Raw genomic sequence first — 16,456 nt, 5'->3', positions numbered from 1 at the left:
CTACTACACCGACTGACCCCGGACGAGGCGTGGGATGACCCGGACGAAGACGATCATGCCGACGAGTTCGACGAGGGTCTGGGTCACGACGACGACCGGCGCGAGCGAGAGCGACGACGGCAAGGCCAGTGCCAGCGGCAGGACCACGAGCGAGTTGCGCGTGGCTCCGCTGAACACCAGAGCCCGCGTGGCCGGAACGTCCAACCGTGAGAGGCGGCCGACGCCGATGCCGAGTGCAGCCATGACGACGAGGAATCCGGCGTAGAGCGGCACCAGCACGAGAAGCTGCGCCAGGGACTCTCCGACGGCCCCGGCCTGCGAGGCCACGACCGTGAACAGCGTCGCCGTCATCAGCGGGACCATGAGGCCCAGCATCGTGCGCTCCACCAGGGCGCCTGCCCGGTGTCGCCGGCCGAGGGCCTGCACGAGTGCGGCCCCAACGAGCGGGACGACGATGAGCAGCAGGAACGCTCGGGCGAAGGGGCCGACCTCGACGACGGCGACGCCCTCGGGGCCGACGAACAACAGCAGGTAGAGCGGTAGGAGGAGGATCTGCGCCAGCATCAGCAGCGGTGCTGCGGCCAGGAGTCGTTCCGACGCGCCGCCGGCGAGCCCGGCGAACACGATCACGTAGTCGATGCACGGGGTCAGCAGCACCAGGAGCACCCCGAACAGCAGGGCCGGCTCGTCCGCGACGAACCGTGACAGCCCGAACACGACGAGCGGCACGACGACGAAGTTCAGCACCCCGACCGCGGCCAGGAACCGCCCGTCCCGCAGCGACCTGGCGATCGCCGAGAACGGCACGCCGAGGAACGTCGCGAACAGCAGCAGCCCGAGACTGGGCTCGATCGCCGTCTCCAGGTGGTGCGCTCCCCGCACGGTCAGCCCGACCACACCGGCGGTCAGGATCGCCACCAGGTAGAGCGGGACCTGTCGACGTCCGAGCCAGGACTCGGCAGCGATCACCATCGGACCTGCGGGGAAGAGGAAGGCACCCAGCGACAGTAGAGCGTCACGCCGCTCGACGGTCGGGCGGATCCCATCGCTCCAGGGTCGTGGTGCCCAGGGGGCGTGTGGTGTCCGTGAGGAAGACGGCGTTCGGCGTAGGGAAGTCGTAAGGGCCCGCGATCGGCGGTGCGGCGCGGTGTCTACTGACTCGCTGTGCCCACCACGGGCATCGGGCCGTCCGGCCCGTCGTTCGTTCCTCTTGGAGTCGTAGTGCTCGACATCGTGTACGTGCTCGCCGTCATCGCTGTGTTCGCAGTGGTGTCCCTCGTCGCGAAGGGGGTCGAGAAGCTGTGATCGTCTTCAGCATCGGAGCCGCCGTCCTCGCCGTGGCCGCCCTGGCGTACCTCGTGTACGCCCTCGTGAAACCCGAGCGCTTCTGATGGACGCGCTGTTCGGCATCCTCCAGATCCTCACGGTCGTCGTCGTCCTCGTCGTCGTGTACCGCCCCCTCGGCGACCACATGGCGCGGATGTTCACGACGGCGAAGGACGCCCGCGTCGAGCGCGGCTTCTACCGCCTCATCGGCGTCGACTCGACGTCGGAACAGACGTGGCCGGCCTACCTCCGAGGCGTCCTGACGTTCTCGGTGATCGGCGTCCTCTTCGTCTACGCGATCCAGCGCCTCCAGGCCTTCCTGCCGTACTCGCTCGGCTTCCCGGCCGTCCCCGAGGGGCTCTCCTTCAACACCGCCGCCTCCTTCGTGGCCAACACGAACTGGCAGTCCTACTCGCCCGACGTGACGATGGGCTACGCCGTGCAGGTGCTCGGCCTCGTCGTGCAGAACTTCGTCTCCGCGGCCGTCGGCATCGCCGTCGCCGTCGCCCTGATCCGTGGGCTCGCCCGGGCGAAGAGCGGCACGCTCGGCAACTTCTGGGTCGACCTGACCCGGTCGATCACGCGCCTCCTCTTGCCCCTGGCCGTCCTCTCGGCCGTCGTCCTCATCGCTGGCGGCGTCATCCAGAACCTCGCGGGCTTCACCGACGTCACGACGCTCACCGGCGGCACCGCGACGATCCCCGGAGGCCCCACCGCCTCGCAGGAGGCGATCAAGCTGCTCGGCACGAACGGAGGCGGCTTCTTCAACGCCAACAGCGCGCACCCGTTCGAGAACCCGACCGCCTGGACGAACGTCTTCCAGGTCCTCCTCATGCTCGTCATCCCGTTCTCGCTGCCGCGCACCTTCGGCCGCATGGTCGGCTCCACGAAGCAGGGCGTCGCGATCGCCGCCGTCATGACGACGATCTTCGCCGTCTCGCTCACCGCCATGACCTGGTTCGAGCTCCGCGGTGCCGGCACCGCCACCCAGCTCGCCGGAGGCGCGATGGAAGGCAAGGAGGCGCGGTTCGGCATCTGGGGATCGACCCTGTTCGGTTCCACCTCGACCCTGACGTCGACGGGTGCCGTCAACTCGATGCACGACTCGTACACCGCCCTCGGCGGCATGATGGCGATGCTGAACATGATGCTCGGCGAGATCGCCCCCGGCGGCGTCGGATCAGGCCTCTACGGGATGCTCGTCCTGGCCGTCATCACCGTGTTCATCGCCGGCCTGCTCGTCGGCCGCACGCCCGAGTACCTCGGCAAGAAGATCGGGCCGCGCGAGATCAAGCTCGCCAGCCTCTACATCCTGGTCACGCCGACCATCGTGCTCGCCTTCACGGCGCTGAGCTTCGCGATCCCCGCGGTGCGCGCCGACGTCGAGGGCACGTCGATCTGGAATCCGGGCCTCCACGGCTTCAGCGAGGTGCTCTATGCCTTCACCTCCGCCGCGAACAACAACGGCTCCGCCTTCGCCGGCATCACGGCGAACACGCCCTGGTTCAACACCACCCTCGGCATCGCGATGCTGCTCGGCCGGTTCCTCCCGATCGTGCTCGTGCTCGCCCTCGCCGGCTCCTTCGCCGCTCAGGACAAGGTCCCCGCCACCGCCGGAACCCTGCCCACCCACCGCCCGCAGTTCGTGGGCCTGCTCACCGGCGTCTCGGTGATCATCACCGCGCTGACCTACTTCCCCGTCCTCGCACTGGGACCGCTCGCCGAAGGGCTGAAGTGACCATGTCCACCACCACCGACACACCGACCACCGACCACGAGCGTGAGGGTGACCAGACCCCGACGAACCGAGGAGGCGCGTTCGGCGTCGCCCAGCTCGTCGCGGCCCTGCCCGGCGCGCTCCGCAAACTCGACCCGCGCGAGATGTGGCACAACCCCGTCATGTTCATCGTCGAGGTCGGCGCCGCCTACACGACGATCCTCGCGATCGCCGGTCTCTTCACCGGTCCCGAGACCTCGGGCGGCTCGCCCGTCCCCGGCTCGTTCACCTGGGCCATCGCCATCTGGCTCTGGCTCACCGTCGTCTTCGCCAACCTCGCCGAGTCCGTCGCCGAGGGCCGCGGCAAGGCACAGGCCGAGACCCTCAAGGCGACCCGCACCAGCACCACCGCCCAGCGCGTGGTCTCGTACGACGCGACCTCCGACGCCGGTGCCGAGCGCGCCTCCTCGGAGTCGGTGTCCTCGGCCGACCTCACGCTCGGCGACACGGTCGTCGTGACCGCCGGCGAGCTGATCCCCGGCGACGGCGACATCGTCTGGGGCATCGCCAGCGTCGACGAGTCGGCCATCACGGGCGAGTCCGCCCCGGTGATCCGCGAGTCGGGCGGTGACCGCAGCGCCGTCACCGGCGGCACCCGCGTGCTGTCCGACCGCGTCGTCGTGCGCATCACGAGCAAGCCCGGCGAGACCTTCGTCGACCGCATGATCCGCCTCGTCGAGGGCGCCTCCCGCCAGAAGACCCCGAACGAGATCGCGCTGAACATCCTGCTCGCGAGCCTGTCGATCGTGTTCGTCGTCGTGACCCTGACGCTGAACCCCATCGCGGCCTACAGCGACGCGTCGGTGAGCATCCCCGTGCTCATCGCGCTGCTGGTCTGCCTCATCCCCACGACGATCGGGGCGCTGCTCAGCGCCATCGGCATCGCCGGCATGGACCGCCTGGTGCAGCGCAACGTGCTCGCCATGTCGGGCCGCGCGGTCGAGGCCGCCGGTGACGTCACCACGCTGCTGCTCGACAAGACCGGCACCATCACCTACGGCAACCGGCAGGCGGCCGAGTTCACGCCGCTCGACGGCATCGCCCGGGCCGAACTCGTCGACGCCGCCGCCCGGTCGTCGCTCAGCGACCCGACCCCCGAGGGCAAGTCCATCGTCGACCTCGCCCTGACGACGGGGTGGCACGACGCCGACGGTCAGCCGGGTGAGATCGTGCCCTTCACCGCCCAGACCCGCATGTCGGGCCTCGACCTGCCCGACGGCACGCAGATCCGCAAGGGTGCCGGCAACTCCGTCATCGCCTGGGTCGAGGAGGACCGTCGTCTCGCCAGCACCGAGCACGACGAACTGCAGACCCGCATCGACGAGATCTCGAACGCCGGAGGGACCCCCTTGGTCGTCGCGATCAAGACGACGTCCGCCGAAGCTCGCGTCCTCGGCGTCGTGTACCTCAAGGACGTCGTCAAGACCGGCCTGCGCGAACGCTTCGCCGAACTGCGCAGCATGGGCATCCGCACGGTCATGATCACCGGCGACAACCCCCTCACCGCCAAGGCGATCGCGGCCGAGGCCGGCGTCGACGACTACCTCGCCGAGGCCACCCCGGAGGACAAGCTCGCCCTCATCCGCCGAGAGCAAGAAGGAGGCGCGCTCGTCGCGATGACCGGCGACGGCACCAACGACGCCCCCGCGCTGGCACAGGCAGACGTCGGCGTCGCGATGAACACGGGCACCTCGGCCGCGAAGGAGGCCGGCAACATGGTCGACCTCGACAGCGACCCGACGAAGCTGATCGACATCGTCCGCATCGGCAAGCAGCTGCTCATCACCCGTGGCGCGCTCACGACGTTCTCGATCGCCAACGACATCGCGAAGTACTTCGCGATCATCCCGGCCATGTTCGCCGGGGTGTTCCCGGGGCTCGGGCTGCTGAACGTCATGCAGCTGTCCTCGCCGGCGTCGGCGATCCTCTCGGCGATCGTCTTCAACGCCCTGGTGATCGTCGTGCTCATCCCGCTCGCTCTGCGGGGTGTGAAGTACCGCGCCGCGTCGGCGTCGTCGATCCTGTCGCGCAACCTCCTCGTCTACGGACTCGGCGGCGTCGTCGCCCCGTTCGTCGGCATCAAGATCATCGACCTGATCGTCAGCCTGCTCCCCGGCTTCTGAGCCGACGCGGACGACGAACGAGAGAGAGACCATGAACACCCGCACCCTGCTCCGCCAGTACGGTGTCGCCCTCCGCGCGATGCTCGTCTTCACCGTCGTCCTCGGCGTGGCCTACACGGCCGTCGTCACCGGGGTCGGCCAGCTCGTCCTGGGCGGCAAGGCGGACGGTTCCGCCGTCCGCGTCGACGGTGAGACCGTCGGCTCGTCACTGATCGGGCAGTCGTTCACCGACGCCGACGGTGTCGCCCTGCCCGAGTGGTTCCAGTCGCGGCCCTCGGCTGCCGGTGACGGCTACGACGCCTCCGCCTCGAGCGGCAGCAACTACGGGCCCGAGAACGCGGACCTCATCGCGGCCGTCGAGGAGCGGCGGGCGGCGATCGCCGAGAGCGACGGAGTCGCCCCGGAGGACGTCCCCGTCGACGCGCTCACCGCCTCCGCGTCCGGGCTCGACCCGCACATCAGCCCCGAGTACGCGCGCATCCAGGTCGAGCGGGTCGCCGCGGCACGCGACCTGCCGGTCGCGGACGTCGAGGCGCTCGTGGAGGAGCACACCCAGGGCCGCGACCTCGGCTACCTGGGCGAGCCCACCGTGAACGTGCTCGAGCTCAACGCGGCCCTGGCCGAGACGGGACGCTGAGACCGTGAAGCGGGGGCGGCTCCGGGTGCTGCTCGGCGCCGCCCCCGGCGTCGGCAAGACCTACACCATGCTCGAAGAAGGAGCACGGCTCGCCCGCGAGGGCAAGGACGTCGTCGTCGCCGTCGTCGAGACCCACGGCCGCGAGGCCACGGCGTCCATGCTCGGCGATCTCGAGGTCGTCCCGCGGACGACGACCCTGCACCGCGGCGTCGAGCTGACGGAGATGGACGTCGACGCGGTCCTCACCCGGAGGCCCGACCTCGCCCTCGTCGACGAGCTCGCCCACACCAACGCTCCGGGCTCCGTCCGGCAGAAACGGTGGCAGGACGTCCAGGTCCTCCTCGACGCGGGCATCGACGTCGTCTCGACCGTCAACGTGCAACACATCGAGTCCCTCAACGACGTGGTGGAGAAGATCACCGGGGCCGCCCAGCGCGAGACCGTCCCCGACAGCATGCTCCGGAGCGCGGACCAGATCGAGGTCGTCGACCTCGCCCCCCAGACGCTCCGCGACCGTCTCGCCGAGGGGAACGTCTACCCGGCGGCCCGCATCGACGCCGCGCTGTCGAACTACTTCCGCCTCGGCAACCTGACGGCGTTGCGGGAGCTGGCGCTGCTGTGGCTGGCCGACGAGGTCGACAGCGCCCTCAAGGCCTACCGGGTCGAGAACGGCATCGACAGCAAGTGGGAGGCGCGAGAGCGGGTCGTGGTCGCCCTCACCGGCGGGCCGGAGGGCGAGACCCTCATCCGTCGTGGTGCCCGCATCGCCGCCCGGTCGTCCGGGGGAGAGCTCGTCACCGTGCACGTCATCGCCCAGGACGGCCTCCGCGATGCGCACCCGGGTGCTCTCTCCGCGCAGCGCGCCCTGACGGAGAAACTCGGCGGCACCCACCACCAGGTCGTCGGCGGTGACGTCCCCGTCGCCCTCGTCCAGTTCGCGAAGGCGATGAACGCCTCCCAACTCGTCATCGGCGTCAGCCGCCGGAGCCGGGTCGCCGCCGCCCTGACGGGCCCGGGGATCGGGGCCACCGTCATCCGCGAATCGGGTGACATCGACGTGCACATCGTGACCCACTCCGCCGCCGGCGGCCGGTTCACCCTCCCCCGGGCCGGAGGCGCCCTGACGTTGCGTCGTCGGCTGCTGGGGGGCGGCCTCGCCGTGGTGCTCGGCCCGATCGTGACCTGGCTGCTCGTGATGTTCCGCAGCGACGAATCGCTCACGAGCGACGTGCTCGTCTACCAGCTGCTCGTCGTGGTCGTCGCGCTCGTCGGCGGGATCTGGCCGGCCCTCTTCGCGGCGGTGCTCTCGGGAGTGACGCTGGACTTCTTCTTCGTCGAGCCCTACGACAGCATCACCGTCGGCCGGCCGCTGCACCTCCTGACCCTCGTCCTCTACGTGGTCATCGCCCTGCTCGTCAGCTACGTGGTCGACCAGGCGGCCCGCCGATCCCGGGCGGCGGCGCGTGCCGTCGCCGAGTCCGAACTGCTCGCGGCCGTCGCCGGCGGCGTCATCCGCGGCCAGGACGCGCTCCACGCGCTCCTGTCCCGCACCCAGGACGCCTTCCGCCTGCGGACGGTCTCCGTCATCGACGTCGACGGTGACGTCGTCGACTCCCTCGGCGCACCCCGGGCCGGCGACGAGACGACCGTCGTCCCCGTCGGCACCCGAGCGCGCCTCGAGATGACGGGACCGCCGATGGCGGCGTCCGAGAGGCGCCTCCTCGCGGTCATCGCGGCCCAGGTCGAGACGGCCCTGGAGCACAAGGCCCTGTCGGCGACCGCCGACTCGGCCGGGCCGCTGGCGCAGGTGGACCAGGTCCGCACGGCACTGCTCGCGGCCGTCGGACACGACCTGCGGCGGCCGCTCGCCTCGGCCACGGCGGCCGTGACGGGCCTTCGACAAGGCGATGTCGTCTGGGCGGACCGCGACCGCGACGAACTCCTCGCCACGGCCCACGAGAGCCTCGACGCGCTGTCGGCCCTCGTCACGAACCTCTTGGACGTCAGCCGCGTCCAGGCCGGAGCCCTCGCGGTGTCACGCCAGCCCGTCGACGTCGACGACGTCCTGTTCGCCTCCGTGGACGAACTCCAGGTCGAGCCCGGACGCATCGAGCTGCAGAGGGGAGAGGACGTTCCCCAGGCCGACGCCGACCCGGTCCTCCTCCAGCGCGTCCTGGTGAACCTGCTCGACAACGCCCTGAAGTACGCCCCCGGAGGGACGCCGGTGCGTCTCTCCAGCAGCAGCTTCGGGAACGCCGTGGAGATCCGCGTCACCGATCAGGGGCCGGGGATCAGCCCCGAACGCCTGGACCTGGTCTTCGTCCCCTTCCAGCGCCTCGGAGACACCGACAACACCGCCGGCCTCGGGCTGGGACTCGCCATCTCCAAGGGCTTCACCGAGGGCATGGGGGGCGCCCTTCGAGCCGAGGAGACCCCGGGAGGCGGGCTCAGCATGGTCGTCTCCCTTCCTGTGGCTCGTCAGACGACCGGGACGGACCACACATGAAGATCCTCATCGCCGACGACGATCCGCAGCTCGTCCGGGCCCTCACCTTGACCCTCGGTGCGGTCGGCTACGACATCGCCACCGCCGCCGACGGCGCCGAGGCGCTCCGCGCCGTCGTCGAAGAACATCCCGACGTCGTCATGGTCGACCTCGGCATGCCACGCGTCGACGGGCTCGGCGTGATCGAAGGCCTCCGCGGCTGGAGCAACGTCCCGGTCCTCGTCGTCTCGGGCCGAGCCGGCGCCGCCGACAAGGTCGAGGCACTCGATGCCGGAGCCGACGACTACATCACCAAGCCGTTCGCCATGGACGAGCTGTTGGCCCGCCTCCGGGCGCTGACGCGACGCACGACTCCGACCCCCGATCAACCGTCCGAGACGTTCGGGGGCATCCGGATCGACTTCGTCGCCAAGAGCGTCGTCCGCGAACCGGACGAGGCGATCCGCCTGACCCCCACCGAATGGCGCATCCTCGAGATCCTGGTCAGGAACCCGGGGCGTCTCGTCACACGGGAGGACATCCTCACCCGGATCTGGGGTCCGGCACACACCACCGACGGCGGGTACCTGCGGCTGTACGTCTCCCAACTCCGGAAGAAGCTCGAAGCGGTCCCGGCTCAGCCTCGCTACCTGCAGACGGTGCAGGGCATGGGCTACCGCTTCGTGCCCGACGAGCCGAGCAGCTGACCTCGGATGCCACGCGCCTCCTGCCCCCGTCGTCGGGGAAGTGCACGATGGCGGTCAGAGGACGGGTGCGCTGAGGGACTCCCTGAGACGTCCGACCCGAACGGGGCCGTGGTGATCGAGGACGACGCCCGTCGCCTGGAGGGGGCGGTGCCGCACGAGGTCGAGCACGTCCGGTTCCGACAGGGCGTCGGCTCGAGAGGCCGGCAAGAGCAGCGCGTTGGTCGAGACATCCATGCCGTGGGTGTTCGCCGCCACGGCCCGCGTGCGCGACAGGACGCCGCGAAGGGTCGAGAGGTGAGACCCCGAGACGCGTCCGGAGGCGCGGATGCGTTCCAGGAGGAGGATCTGGCTCACCGGTCGGAGGTGCCGCAGCTGCGTCTCCAACACGTCGGTCAAGAACCGGCCCGCGTCCCGGGAGTCGCGTCGCGATGCGGCCGAGAAATCGTCGACCTCCAGGGCGAGGGCGTCGAACTGCGGCCCCGTTCCGAAGAACCGGGTGACGACGGGGACCGACGTCTTCGACGTCATGTCCGGTCCGTATCCGTCGGCAACGCGGTGTAGACCTCGTCCCAGCGCGCGAGGTACCGCTCGAGCGAGAGGTGGCCTGCCGCGAATTCCCGCTCGAGGGCGACGAGCCGCGCAGCCGTCGCGCGGACGCAGGCGGCGTCACCGAGCACGACCAGACCGCCCGGGGTGCACGTCGAGGACGCCGTCAGCTCACGCACCGTGGCCCGGAGCCGTGTCGTCATGACGTCGAGGCACAGGAACCCGAGGCCGTAGACGGCCAGAGCGATCGAGGCCGCCACCGGAGCCGGGACCCGGGATGCCAGGACGAGGAGCGACGCGGCCGAGCAGATCGCCCCGGCGACGGGCCAGATCTGCCGGAGATGGAGGAGCCTCCTCTCGCGGAGGCTCGTTCCCGGTCGGAACACCCGGAGCGTGATCTGCTGCACGACCGTCGAGCGAGCCGGAGCCTGGTCCAGCGTGCCCCACGAATGAGCACCGTCCACGACGTCGTGGACGGCGTGACGCATCGTCGGGAGGACGCCGGGGGCCGTCATCGTCGGCTCTGGTCCCGGCGCAGACGCCCGACCGTGATGTCGCCCGGGCACGGGACCGCCAGGAGGTCGCCGATGCGGAGGTCTCCGGGGAGGTCGGCCACGGCGAGATCGGGCCCTTCGTCCTGGAGGCCGATCACCATGGCCACGTCATGGGCCGTCGAGATCCGCCCGATCAGACGGAGCTCCCGGATGGCGACGGGCACCGCACCGAGTCGGGCGTCCACCTGGACGACGATCGCGCCGGAGCTGTGGCGACAGACGTCGCTGACGGTGACGACGATCGCCGTGGCGTCGTCGACGGTCGACACCCGGCCACCGGAGCGGGGCACGAGGGCAGCGCCCGTGTGGACGCACGGCGTCTCGCAGATGCTCGCCAGACGGACGAGGGACACCCCGCCGATGACGACGTCGTCCAGGGTCGGACGGGTCCGTTCCGGCCAGGCGTCGGGGACGAACGGGTCGGCGATCACCCGTCGCATCGAGGGAAGGATGTCCGTGAGGGTCATGAACGGACCTCACGCGCGACACGGCGGTCGCAGGTCGTGTCAAGGGTGGCCGGCGATGAGTGCATGAGACAGTCCTAAGCGGCCCGGCCACGCGAGACGGAGTCCCTTGCGACATCTGAACGCTTCGGCCCGACATCCTGACGCAACCCGTGCGCCACGACCTCGACACCTCTCGTGGGGGCCGAGGAAAGCCCGTCCACGACTGCCCGGACGCCCACGCCGTTCTTCGTCGGGGTCAGTCGTAGACGCGGCCGAGCACCCAACCGCCGTCGGTGCCGAGGACGACCTCGAACATGTGGGTCGTGCCGTCGTCGTCGGTGGCCTGGAAGCGCCAGCCGACGAAGCGACGGGGCGGGTGCGTGATGAAGGCGGGCGTGACCGCCGGTTCGACCCGCAGCTCGGTCGGGGTGTCGCTCACCCGCCAGCGTCGGCACGACCAGACCAGCCGCGCCGGCAGGTCGCGCTCGAACCACAGCGCGACGGGCTCGTGGGTGGTCTGGGTGCTCATGTCGTCCTCCTGCACGTTCGAACGTGTGTTCGAACGGATCGAGTGTAGGTCAGGCCTGAGGGGTGGGCAACCAGATCACGGTCGTCTTCCCGGACAGGGGGTCGAACGGGGTGCCCGGCGCTGGATATGATCCGGCGTGACCCGGCCATCCGACGGCCCGGTCGACGAAGGGGAACGACCGTGAGCACACCGATCGAGCCGGGCGTGCCCGACCAGCAGCCGCAACCGCAGGGGTGGCAGCAGCCCGAGCAGCAGCCCGAGCAGCAGCCGCAACAGCAGGGGTGGCCGCAGCCCGAGCAGCAGCCGTCCGGCTGGCAGTCCCACTCCCACTCCCAGCCGCAGCCGCAGCCGCAGGCCCAGGCGCCCTGGCAGCCGTGGCCGACGCAGGACCCCTACGCCGCGCCTCCTGCGTTCCTCCCCGCCCTGCCGGTGCAGCCCTCGAAGACGCCGTGGGTCCTCGCGATCGTCGGGACGGCCGTCGTCGCCCTGATCGTCGGCGGCGGGGCCGGCCTGCTCGGTGGGATGACGCTCGCCGGCGGCTCGGCCGGCTACGACGACGGCTACTCCTCCGGCGACGAGGATCCCACGACCTACTTCGGCTCGGACGCGGTCTACGGCGACTACCTCTACCCGCTCGACTTCTCGGGGGTGACCGGCGTGGACGGGCTCGACGTCGGCACCTGCTTCACCGTCGGCGACCTCGGCCGTGAGGGCACCGGCGACGTCGAGACGACCTCCTGCGACGAGGCCCACGACGAGGAGGCCTACCTGGTGAGCGAGCTGGACGGCGGCGCGTTCCCCGGCGGCGTCGAGGTCCTCGACGAGGCGGCCGCCCTCTGCGACGCGGCCTTCGACGACTACGTCGGGGCCTCGTACGACGAGTCCCTCGCCGACTACGGCGTGCTCGCTCCGACCGAGAAGGGCTGGGACGATGGCGAGCGCTCGGTCGTCTGCTACGTGTACACCTACGGCACGAGCCGCGTCGGCAGCCTGGCGGACTCGGGCGTCTAGGCCGGGACGCCGGGCCCGGCGTCGCTCTCGCAGTGCGTGTCGGCGGCATCGGCGCCGACCAGCGACGTCACCACGGTCGGCGCGATCGCCTGCCCCCACCGCCGGTGCATGGTGGCCCATGACAGCAGCTCCTGGTGGAAGAGCCCCTCCGAGCGCCATTCGGGGAACGGCACCCAGGAGGCGCCGGGCGTGGTGAGGGCGACCCGTGCCGTCAGGGCGTTGAGTCGTTCGATCTGCCGCGTCAGCAGGCGCTTCGCGACCGGAGGGATCGGTCGGAACTCCGCCATCGGCGGGATGCCGACGTAGACGATGCGGCAGTCCGGGCCGGCCGTCTCGCGCACCCGGACGGCGAGGCGACGGAGCGAGGCCTCCCACGAGGTGCCGCTCGTGGCGAGCAGCACGTCGCAGATGCCGAGCAGCACCACGGCCGCGTCGGCGCGTCCGGCCGGCAGCTCGACCCGGGCCGCCTCGGCAGCCGTCAGCACGGGTGCCGAGACCTCGTGCCACGTGACGCCACGGCCCCGGGCCGACCCGACCAGCCGTGCGGTCTGGCTGGCGCAGGTCAGGTCGTGGGCGAGCACGCCGAACCCCTCGACGGCGATGCTGCCGACGAAAAGCAGGCGGTCGGGGTCGGGGCCGTCCACGGTCATGCGGCGGGCGTCGCGGGGGAAGGGCGCGCGGGCCACCTCTCGCCGGTAGAGCGCGAGGTGCAGGTGGAAGAGGGGCTTGGTGGCCCGCACCACCGCCGCGATCAGGCGGCCGTGTCGGCGGGGGGTCGGGGTCTCGACCAGGGGCATGTGTGTTCGCAATCCGTGCAGTGCGGGAGGCGCGGCCTCCGTCGGTCTCGTCCTGAGGCCTGGGACAGTCTGCCGGTCCCCCGAAAGGAGGACAGGCCCCCGTTGGGGGAGGAGCGGCGCGCAGTGGCGGGATTCCGGGCCGGGAGGGGCCGAAGAGAGGCGAAAGAGGGGCCATGGAAAAGGCTGCGCGAGGAGCGCGCTGTCCGCATTGCGAACAGCCTCGTCGAGTAGCTAGATGGACTAACTACCCCATGGTTTCATTCGTGTGTACCGACTTCACGGGCGGTGCGGGCCGCGACCGAGTCGCGGCCCCCTCGACACCAGCATCACGGGCAGGCAGCACAGGGCTGCCGAGAACGGACACACCATGACACTCCTCACGCCGTCACGTCGCCGCTCCGACGCGGGTAGCAACTCTTTCTCCGAGGTCCGCGAGACCGAACGCCAGGCGACCCTCTTCGTCATCGCCACGGCGGCCGTCGGCGCCAGCGCCAGCCTCGTCGCCGCCCTCTTCCTCAGCAACGGGCTCTTCCTGTGAACGACGACCTGACGTACGTCGAACTCGCCCCCACCGAGCCCCTCGACCTGTCGATGCTCTTCGAGGCCGACGCGGCCTGACCCCGCAGGGACGCGACGTCCATGTGGTTCCGAGCCGGCGCCTCCTACCCTTGACGCCATGCAGACCCTCGACCCGGCGCGCGTCAGCCCGGCCTCACGGCTCGACGACCGCTACGGCCGACGCCCCGGCCGAGCCCGGCGCTCGCGGCTGATCGCCCTCGTCGCGGGCGGCGTCGTGGCCGTCGTGGTGGCGGCCTGGGTCGTCCTCGTCGCCTTCGACGGCGACTCGGCCGAGCTCGAGGTGAGCCACTACGGCTTCACCGTCGCCGGTGACGACGCGGTCGAGGTGCAGTACACGATCAACGTCGCGGGCGGCACGGACGTCGCCTGCGCGGTGCAGGCGCTGAACGAGAACCGCGCGGTGGTCGGGTGGAAGGTCGTCGACCTGCCCGCCGTCGACACGTTCACCCAGACCTACACGACCTCTCTCGTGACCAGCGAGCGTGCCGTGACCGGGTCGGCGTACCGCTGCTGGGTGAGCTGACTGGCACCTCCACGAACGACGCGACCCGCGCCTCCTGCAGGAGGCGCGGGTCGCGTTCGTCGGGCGGCGTCACCACCCGGCCGGGTCAGGAGGCCTGCGGCACCCGGTTCGCCTTCGCGAGGTTGGCGACGAGCTCGTCCTTCGTCTGGCGCACGACATAGGCCGGACGGTCACGCTCGACGCGCCAGCTCTCGGACAGCGGGCTGACGTCGACGGTGTCGAAGCCGAGCTCGTCGTAGAGGTCGGTCATCAGGGCGACGGCCTCGGGCGAGTCGCTCGATGTGGCCAGCGCGCGGCGGTCGGGGGTGCCGGCCGGGGCGACGTCGGTCGTGATGTCCTTGGCCATGATGTGGTTGAAGCCCTTGACGACCTTGCTGGTCGGCAGGTGGCGCTGCAGCATCTCGGACACCGTGTCGATGCCGGCGTCGAGGGCGGCGATGTGGCCGTCGCGCTCGAAGTAGTAGTTGTTCGTGTCGATCACGGTCTTGCCCGCGAGCGGCTCGACCGGCACCTGGTCGACGTTCTTGAGGGGGACGGTGACGACGACCACGTCACCTGCCGCACCGGCCTCGGTCGCCGTGGCGGCCCGGGCCTTCGGGCCGAGGTCGGCCACGAGGTCGGCGAGGGTCTCGGGCCCGCGTGAGTTGCTGATCACGACGTCGTGCCCGTGGGCGATGACCGCCCGGGCGACCTGGCTGCCGATGTTGCCTGCTCCGATGATTCCGTAAGTTGTCATGGGCAACTCAACCGGCGGCCCGCTCGATGCCTTCCCGGCGATGCCGTTCTCCCAGGGCATCGCAAGGTCCGGGCGGCTTGTCCCGTGGTCGCGGGTGGTGGTCTTGGGTGGTGCCCGTGACCCCGTCGTGATGCGATCGTCACCCGCGCCACCGTCACCTGATGGCCCCGCATGCGACAGGATGGACCCCACACGAGTCACGAGGGGGAGGCGATGGCCGCGCCACAGCAGGACGACGCGCTCGATCGCGTCCTCGCCGAGCGCTACCGCCTGCAGTCCGTCGTGGGCCGAGGGGGCATGGCGACCGTCTACAAGGCCGTCGACGAGAGCCTCAACCGCACGGTCGCGATCAAGGTCTTCCACAGTGCGATGGTCGACCCGGCCCGGCAAGAGGCCGAGCTCGGCGTGCTGTCCAGCCTGGAGCACCACGGCCTCGTCGGTCTCTTCGACGCCGGGGTCGAGCAGGGGCCGAACGGCCCCCAGCGCTTCCTCGTGATGCCGCTGATCGCCGGGCTGAACCTCGAAGACCGTCTGCGGCACGGCGCGCTCGCCGCGCGGCACATCGCCGAGATCGGCTACGACATGGCCGAGGCGCTCGACTACATCCACGGCCACTCGGTCGTGCACCGCGACATCAAGCCGTCGAACATCCTGCTCGTCGACTACGGCGACCACGAGGCGGCCCGTGCCCGGGCCAAGCTCGCCGACTTCGGCATCGCCCTCACCGAGGACGTCGAACGACTCACCGCCGAGGGGGTCACCACCGGCACCGCCGCGTACCTCAGCCCCGAGCAGGCCGTGGGCGGCGAGGTCGGCCCCCCGAGCGACGTCTACAGCCTCGGCCTCGTGCTGCTGCAGTGCTTCACGCGCCGCCGCGAGTTCCCGGGGTCCCTCGTCGAGTCGGCCGTCGCGCGACTGTCCCGCGACCCGGTGCTGCCCGAGCCGCTGCCCGAGCACTGGCGTCACGCCCTGCGCGCCATGACCAGCCGCGACCCCGCGCAGCGGCCGACCCGCGCCGAGCTCGTCGCGTTGATGCGCGACGTGGTCATCACCGAGACGACGGACCACCGCGACGGCGTGGGCGACCTGTCGACCGGCGACGGTTCGATGCGCGGGGGCGACACCGAGCCGTTCGACCACAGCGAGGTCCTCGACACCCTGCCCAACGAGGCGCTCGACCGCGTCACGGCCATGGCGGCCCGCCTGTTCTCGGCACCCATCGCCCTGGCGACCGTGATCGACGACGACCGCACGTGGTTCACGACCCACTACGACCCGGCCGTGGGCGACATCGCTCGGCACATCGACCTCTCGCTCGGGGCCGTGCACTCGTCCGAGCCCCTCGTCATCGAGGACGCCGCGACCGACCGACGCGTGGCGACCAGCCCGTTGGTCACCGGGCCGCTCGGCATGCGGTTCTACGTCAGCGTCCCGCTCACCCGACGCGACGGCCACACGATCGGCACGCTCTCGGTGATCGGGCGTGAGCCGAGCACGGCCAGCGACGAGCAGGTCGCCAACCTCACCGACCTCGCGGCGCTCGTGGTCGCCCAGCTCGAGCTGCGACAAGAGAGCCTGAGGATCGCCGGCACGACCACCGGCAGCGTGCCGCACGCCTCGCGCGTCGACCTCGACACCCAGGCCTGGAGTCCGTCCGACCGCTGACGTGCGGCAGACTTG

At 70.9% G+C, this 16,456-nt stretch carries 18 protein-coding genes; 11 read left to right on the top strand and 7 right to left on the bottom strand.

Going from position 1 to position 16,456, the window contains the following annotated elements; all coding sequences use genetic code 11:
- Positions 1 to 3: 3 nt before the first annotated feature.
- On the bottom strand, positions 4 to 972 hold the full coding sequence (locus SJY14_RS00765) for an arsenic resistance protein (RefSeq protein ID WP_396599491.1): 969 nt from the start codon (positions 970 to 972) through the stop codon (positions 4 to 6).
- Between the two features lie 192 nt (positions 973 to 1,164).
- On the opposite strand from SJY14_RS00765, the gene SJY14_RS00760 reads away from it, so the two are divergent.
- Genes SJY14_RS00760 through SJY14_RS00730 form a run of 7 tightly spaced genes read left to right on the top strand, consistent with a single transcriptional unit; the run spans position 1,165 to position 9,055 of the window.
- The gene (locus tag SJY14_RS00760) at positions 1,165 to 1,305 is read left to right on the top strand and encodes a hypothetical protein (protein WP_177174843.1); all 141 of its coding nucleotides are present in this window, start codon (positions 1,165 to 1,167) and stop codon (positions 1,303 to 1,305) included.
- Positions 1,302 to 1,391 carry a K(+)-transporting ATPase subunit F gene (gene kdpF / locus SJY14_RS00755; protein WP_071257733.1) on the top strand — a complete coding sequence of 30 codons (90 nt, stop codon included), beginning with the start codon at positions 1,302 to 1,304 and terminating at the stop codon, positions 1,389 to 1,391. Before SJY14_RS00760 ends, kdpF begins: the two co-directional genes overlap by 4 nt.
- On the top strand, positions 1,391 to 3,064 hold the full coding sequence (gene kdpA, locus SJY14_RS00750; RefSeq protein WP_396599490.1) for a potassium-transporting ATPase subunit KdpA: 1,674 nt from the start codon (positions 1,391 to 1,393) through the stop codon (positions 3,062 to 3,064). Before kdpF ends, kdpA begins: the two co-directional genes overlap by 1 nt.
- Before the next feature lie 2 nt (positions 3,065 to 3,066).
- Positions 3,067 to 5,226, top strand: coding sequence for a potassium-transporting ATPase subunit KdpB (kdpB, locus tag SJY14_RS00745; protein ID WP_396599489.1), 2,160 nt, complete (start codon positions 3,067 to 3,069; stop codon positions 5,224 to 5,226).
- Between the two features lie 31 nt (positions 5,227 to 5,257).
- Positions 5,258 to 5,863 (top strand): potassium-transporting ATPase subunit KdpC, encoded by a 606-nt coding sequence (gene kdpC, locus SJY14_RS00740; RefSeq protein WP_396599488.1) that lies wholly within the window; start codon positions 5,258 to 5,260, stop codon positions 5,861 to 5,863.
- Between the two features lie 4 nt (positions 5,864 to 5,867).
- Positions 5,868 to 8,369 (top strand): DUF4118 domain-containing protein, encoded by a 2,502-nt coding sequence (locus SJY14_RS00735; protein ID WP_396599487.1) that lies wholly within the window; start codon positions 5,868 to 5,870, stop codon positions 8,367 to 8,369.
- Positions 8,366 to 9,055 carry a response regulator transcription factor gene (locus tag SJY14_RS00730; RefSeq protein ID WP_396599486.1) on the top strand — a complete coding sequence of 230 codons (690 nt, stop codon included), beginning with the start codon at positions 8,366 to 8,368 and terminating at the stop codon, positions 9,053 to 9,055. Before SJY14_RS00735 ends, SJY14_RS00730 begins: the two co-directional genes overlap by 4 nt.
- A gap of 54 nt (positions 9,056 to 9,109) precedes the next feature.
- On the opposite strand, the gene SJY14_RS00725 is transcribed toward SJY14_RS00730, so the two are convergent.
- The 4 genes from SJY14_RS00725 to SJY14_RS00710 form a co-directional block, all read right to left on the bottom strand.
- Complete coding sequence (locus SJY14_RS00725; RefSeq protein WP_396599485.1) at positions 9,110 to 9,583, bottom strand: hypothetical protein; 474 nt, start codon at positions 9,581 to 9,583, stop codon at positions 9,110 to 9,112.
- Positions 9,580 to 10,116: a DUF6611 family protein gene (locus tag SJY14_RS00720; RefSeq protein ID WP_396599484.1), complete on the bottom strand. Its 537-nt coding sequence runs from the start codon at positions 10,114 to 10,116 to the stop codon at positions 9,580 to 9,582. The genes SJY14_RS00725 and SJY14_RS00720 overlap by 4 nt, the downstream gene beginning before the upstream one ends.
- The gene (locus SJY14_RS00715) at positions 10,113 to 10,622 is read right to left on the bottom strand and encodes a hypothetical protein (RefSeq protein ID WP_396599483.1); all 510 of its coding nucleotides are present in this window, start codon (positions 10,620 to 10,622) and stop codon (positions 10,113 to 10,115) included. The genes SJY14_RS00720 and SJY14_RS00715 overlap by 4 nt, the downstream gene beginning before the upstream one ends.
- Before the next feature lie 235 nt (positions 10,623 to 10,857).
- Positions 10,858 to 11,130 carry a hypothetical protein gene (locus SJY14_RS00710; RefSeq protein WP_071257780.1) on the bottom strand — a complete coding sequence of 91 codons (273 nt, stop codon included), beginning with the start codon at positions 11,128 to 11,130 and terminating at the stop codon, positions 10,858 to 10,860.
- A gap of 180 nt (positions 11,131 to 11,310) precedes the next feature.
- On the opposite strand from SJY14_RS00710, the gene SJY14_RS00705 reads away from it, so the two are divergent.
- Entirely contained in the window at positions 11,311 to 12,141 is an 831-nt protein-coding gene (locus SJY14_RS00705; RefSeq protein WP_396599482.1) for a septum formation family protein, read from the top strand.
- Here SJY14_RS00705 and SJY14_RS00700 read toward each other — a convergent pair.
- A complete protein-coding gene (locus tag SJY14_RS00700) occupies positions 12,138 to 12,938 on the bottom strand; it encodes a GDSL-type esterase/lipase family protein (RefSeq protein WP_071257759.1) in 801 nt (266 codons plus the stop codon). The two genes, SJY14_RS00705 and SJY14_RS00700, sit on opposite strands and share 4 nt — an antisense overlap.
- A 367-nt stretch (positions 12,939 to 13,305) precedes the next feature.
- Here SJY14_RS00700 and SJY14_RS00695 point away from each other — a divergent pair, with 367 nt between their 5' ends.
- Together SJY14_RS00695 and SJY14_RS00690 are read left to right on the top strand one after the other, a co-directional pair.
- A complete protein-coding gene (locus tag SJY14_RS00695; protein ID WP_396599481.1) occupies positions 13,306 to 13,476 on the top strand; it encodes a hypothetical protein in 171 nt (56 codons plus the stop codon).
- 138 nt (positions 13,477 to 13,614) lie between these two features.
- Positions 13,615 to 14,040, top strand: coding sequence for a DUF4307 domain-containing protein (locus SJY14_RS00690; RefSeq protein ID WP_396599480.1), 426 nt, complete (start codon positions 13,615 to 13,617; stop codon positions 14,038 to 14,040).
- 85 nt (positions 14,041 to 14,125) lie between these two features.
- On the opposite strand, the gene SJY14_RS00685 is transcribed toward SJY14_RS00690, so the two are convergent.
- Positions 14,126 to 14,836, bottom strand: a complete 711-nt coding sequence (locus SJY14_RS00685) for an NADPH-dependent F420 reductase (RefSeq protein WP_396599479.1) — start codon at positions 14,834 to 14,836, stop codon at positions 14,126 to 14,128.
- Positions 14,837 to 14,989: 153 nt separating this feature from the next.
- Here SJY14_RS00685 and SJY14_RS00680 point away from each other — a divergent pair, with 153 nt between their 5' ends.
- A complete protein-coding gene (locus SJY14_RS00680; RefSeq protein ID WP_396599478.1) occupies positions 14,990 to 16,441 on the top strand; it encodes a protein kinase in 1,452 nt (483 codons plus the stop codon).
- The last annotated feature ends 15 nt before the right edge of the window (positions 16,442 to 16,456 follow it).

Origin of the sequence: Frigoribacterium sp. R86507, assembly GCF_044597695.1 — a bacterium.
GTDB lineage: Bacteria > Actinomycetota > Actinomycetes > Actinomycetales > Microbacteriaceae > Frigoribacterium.
This window is presented reverse-complemented; position numbering and strand designations above follow the sequence as displayed.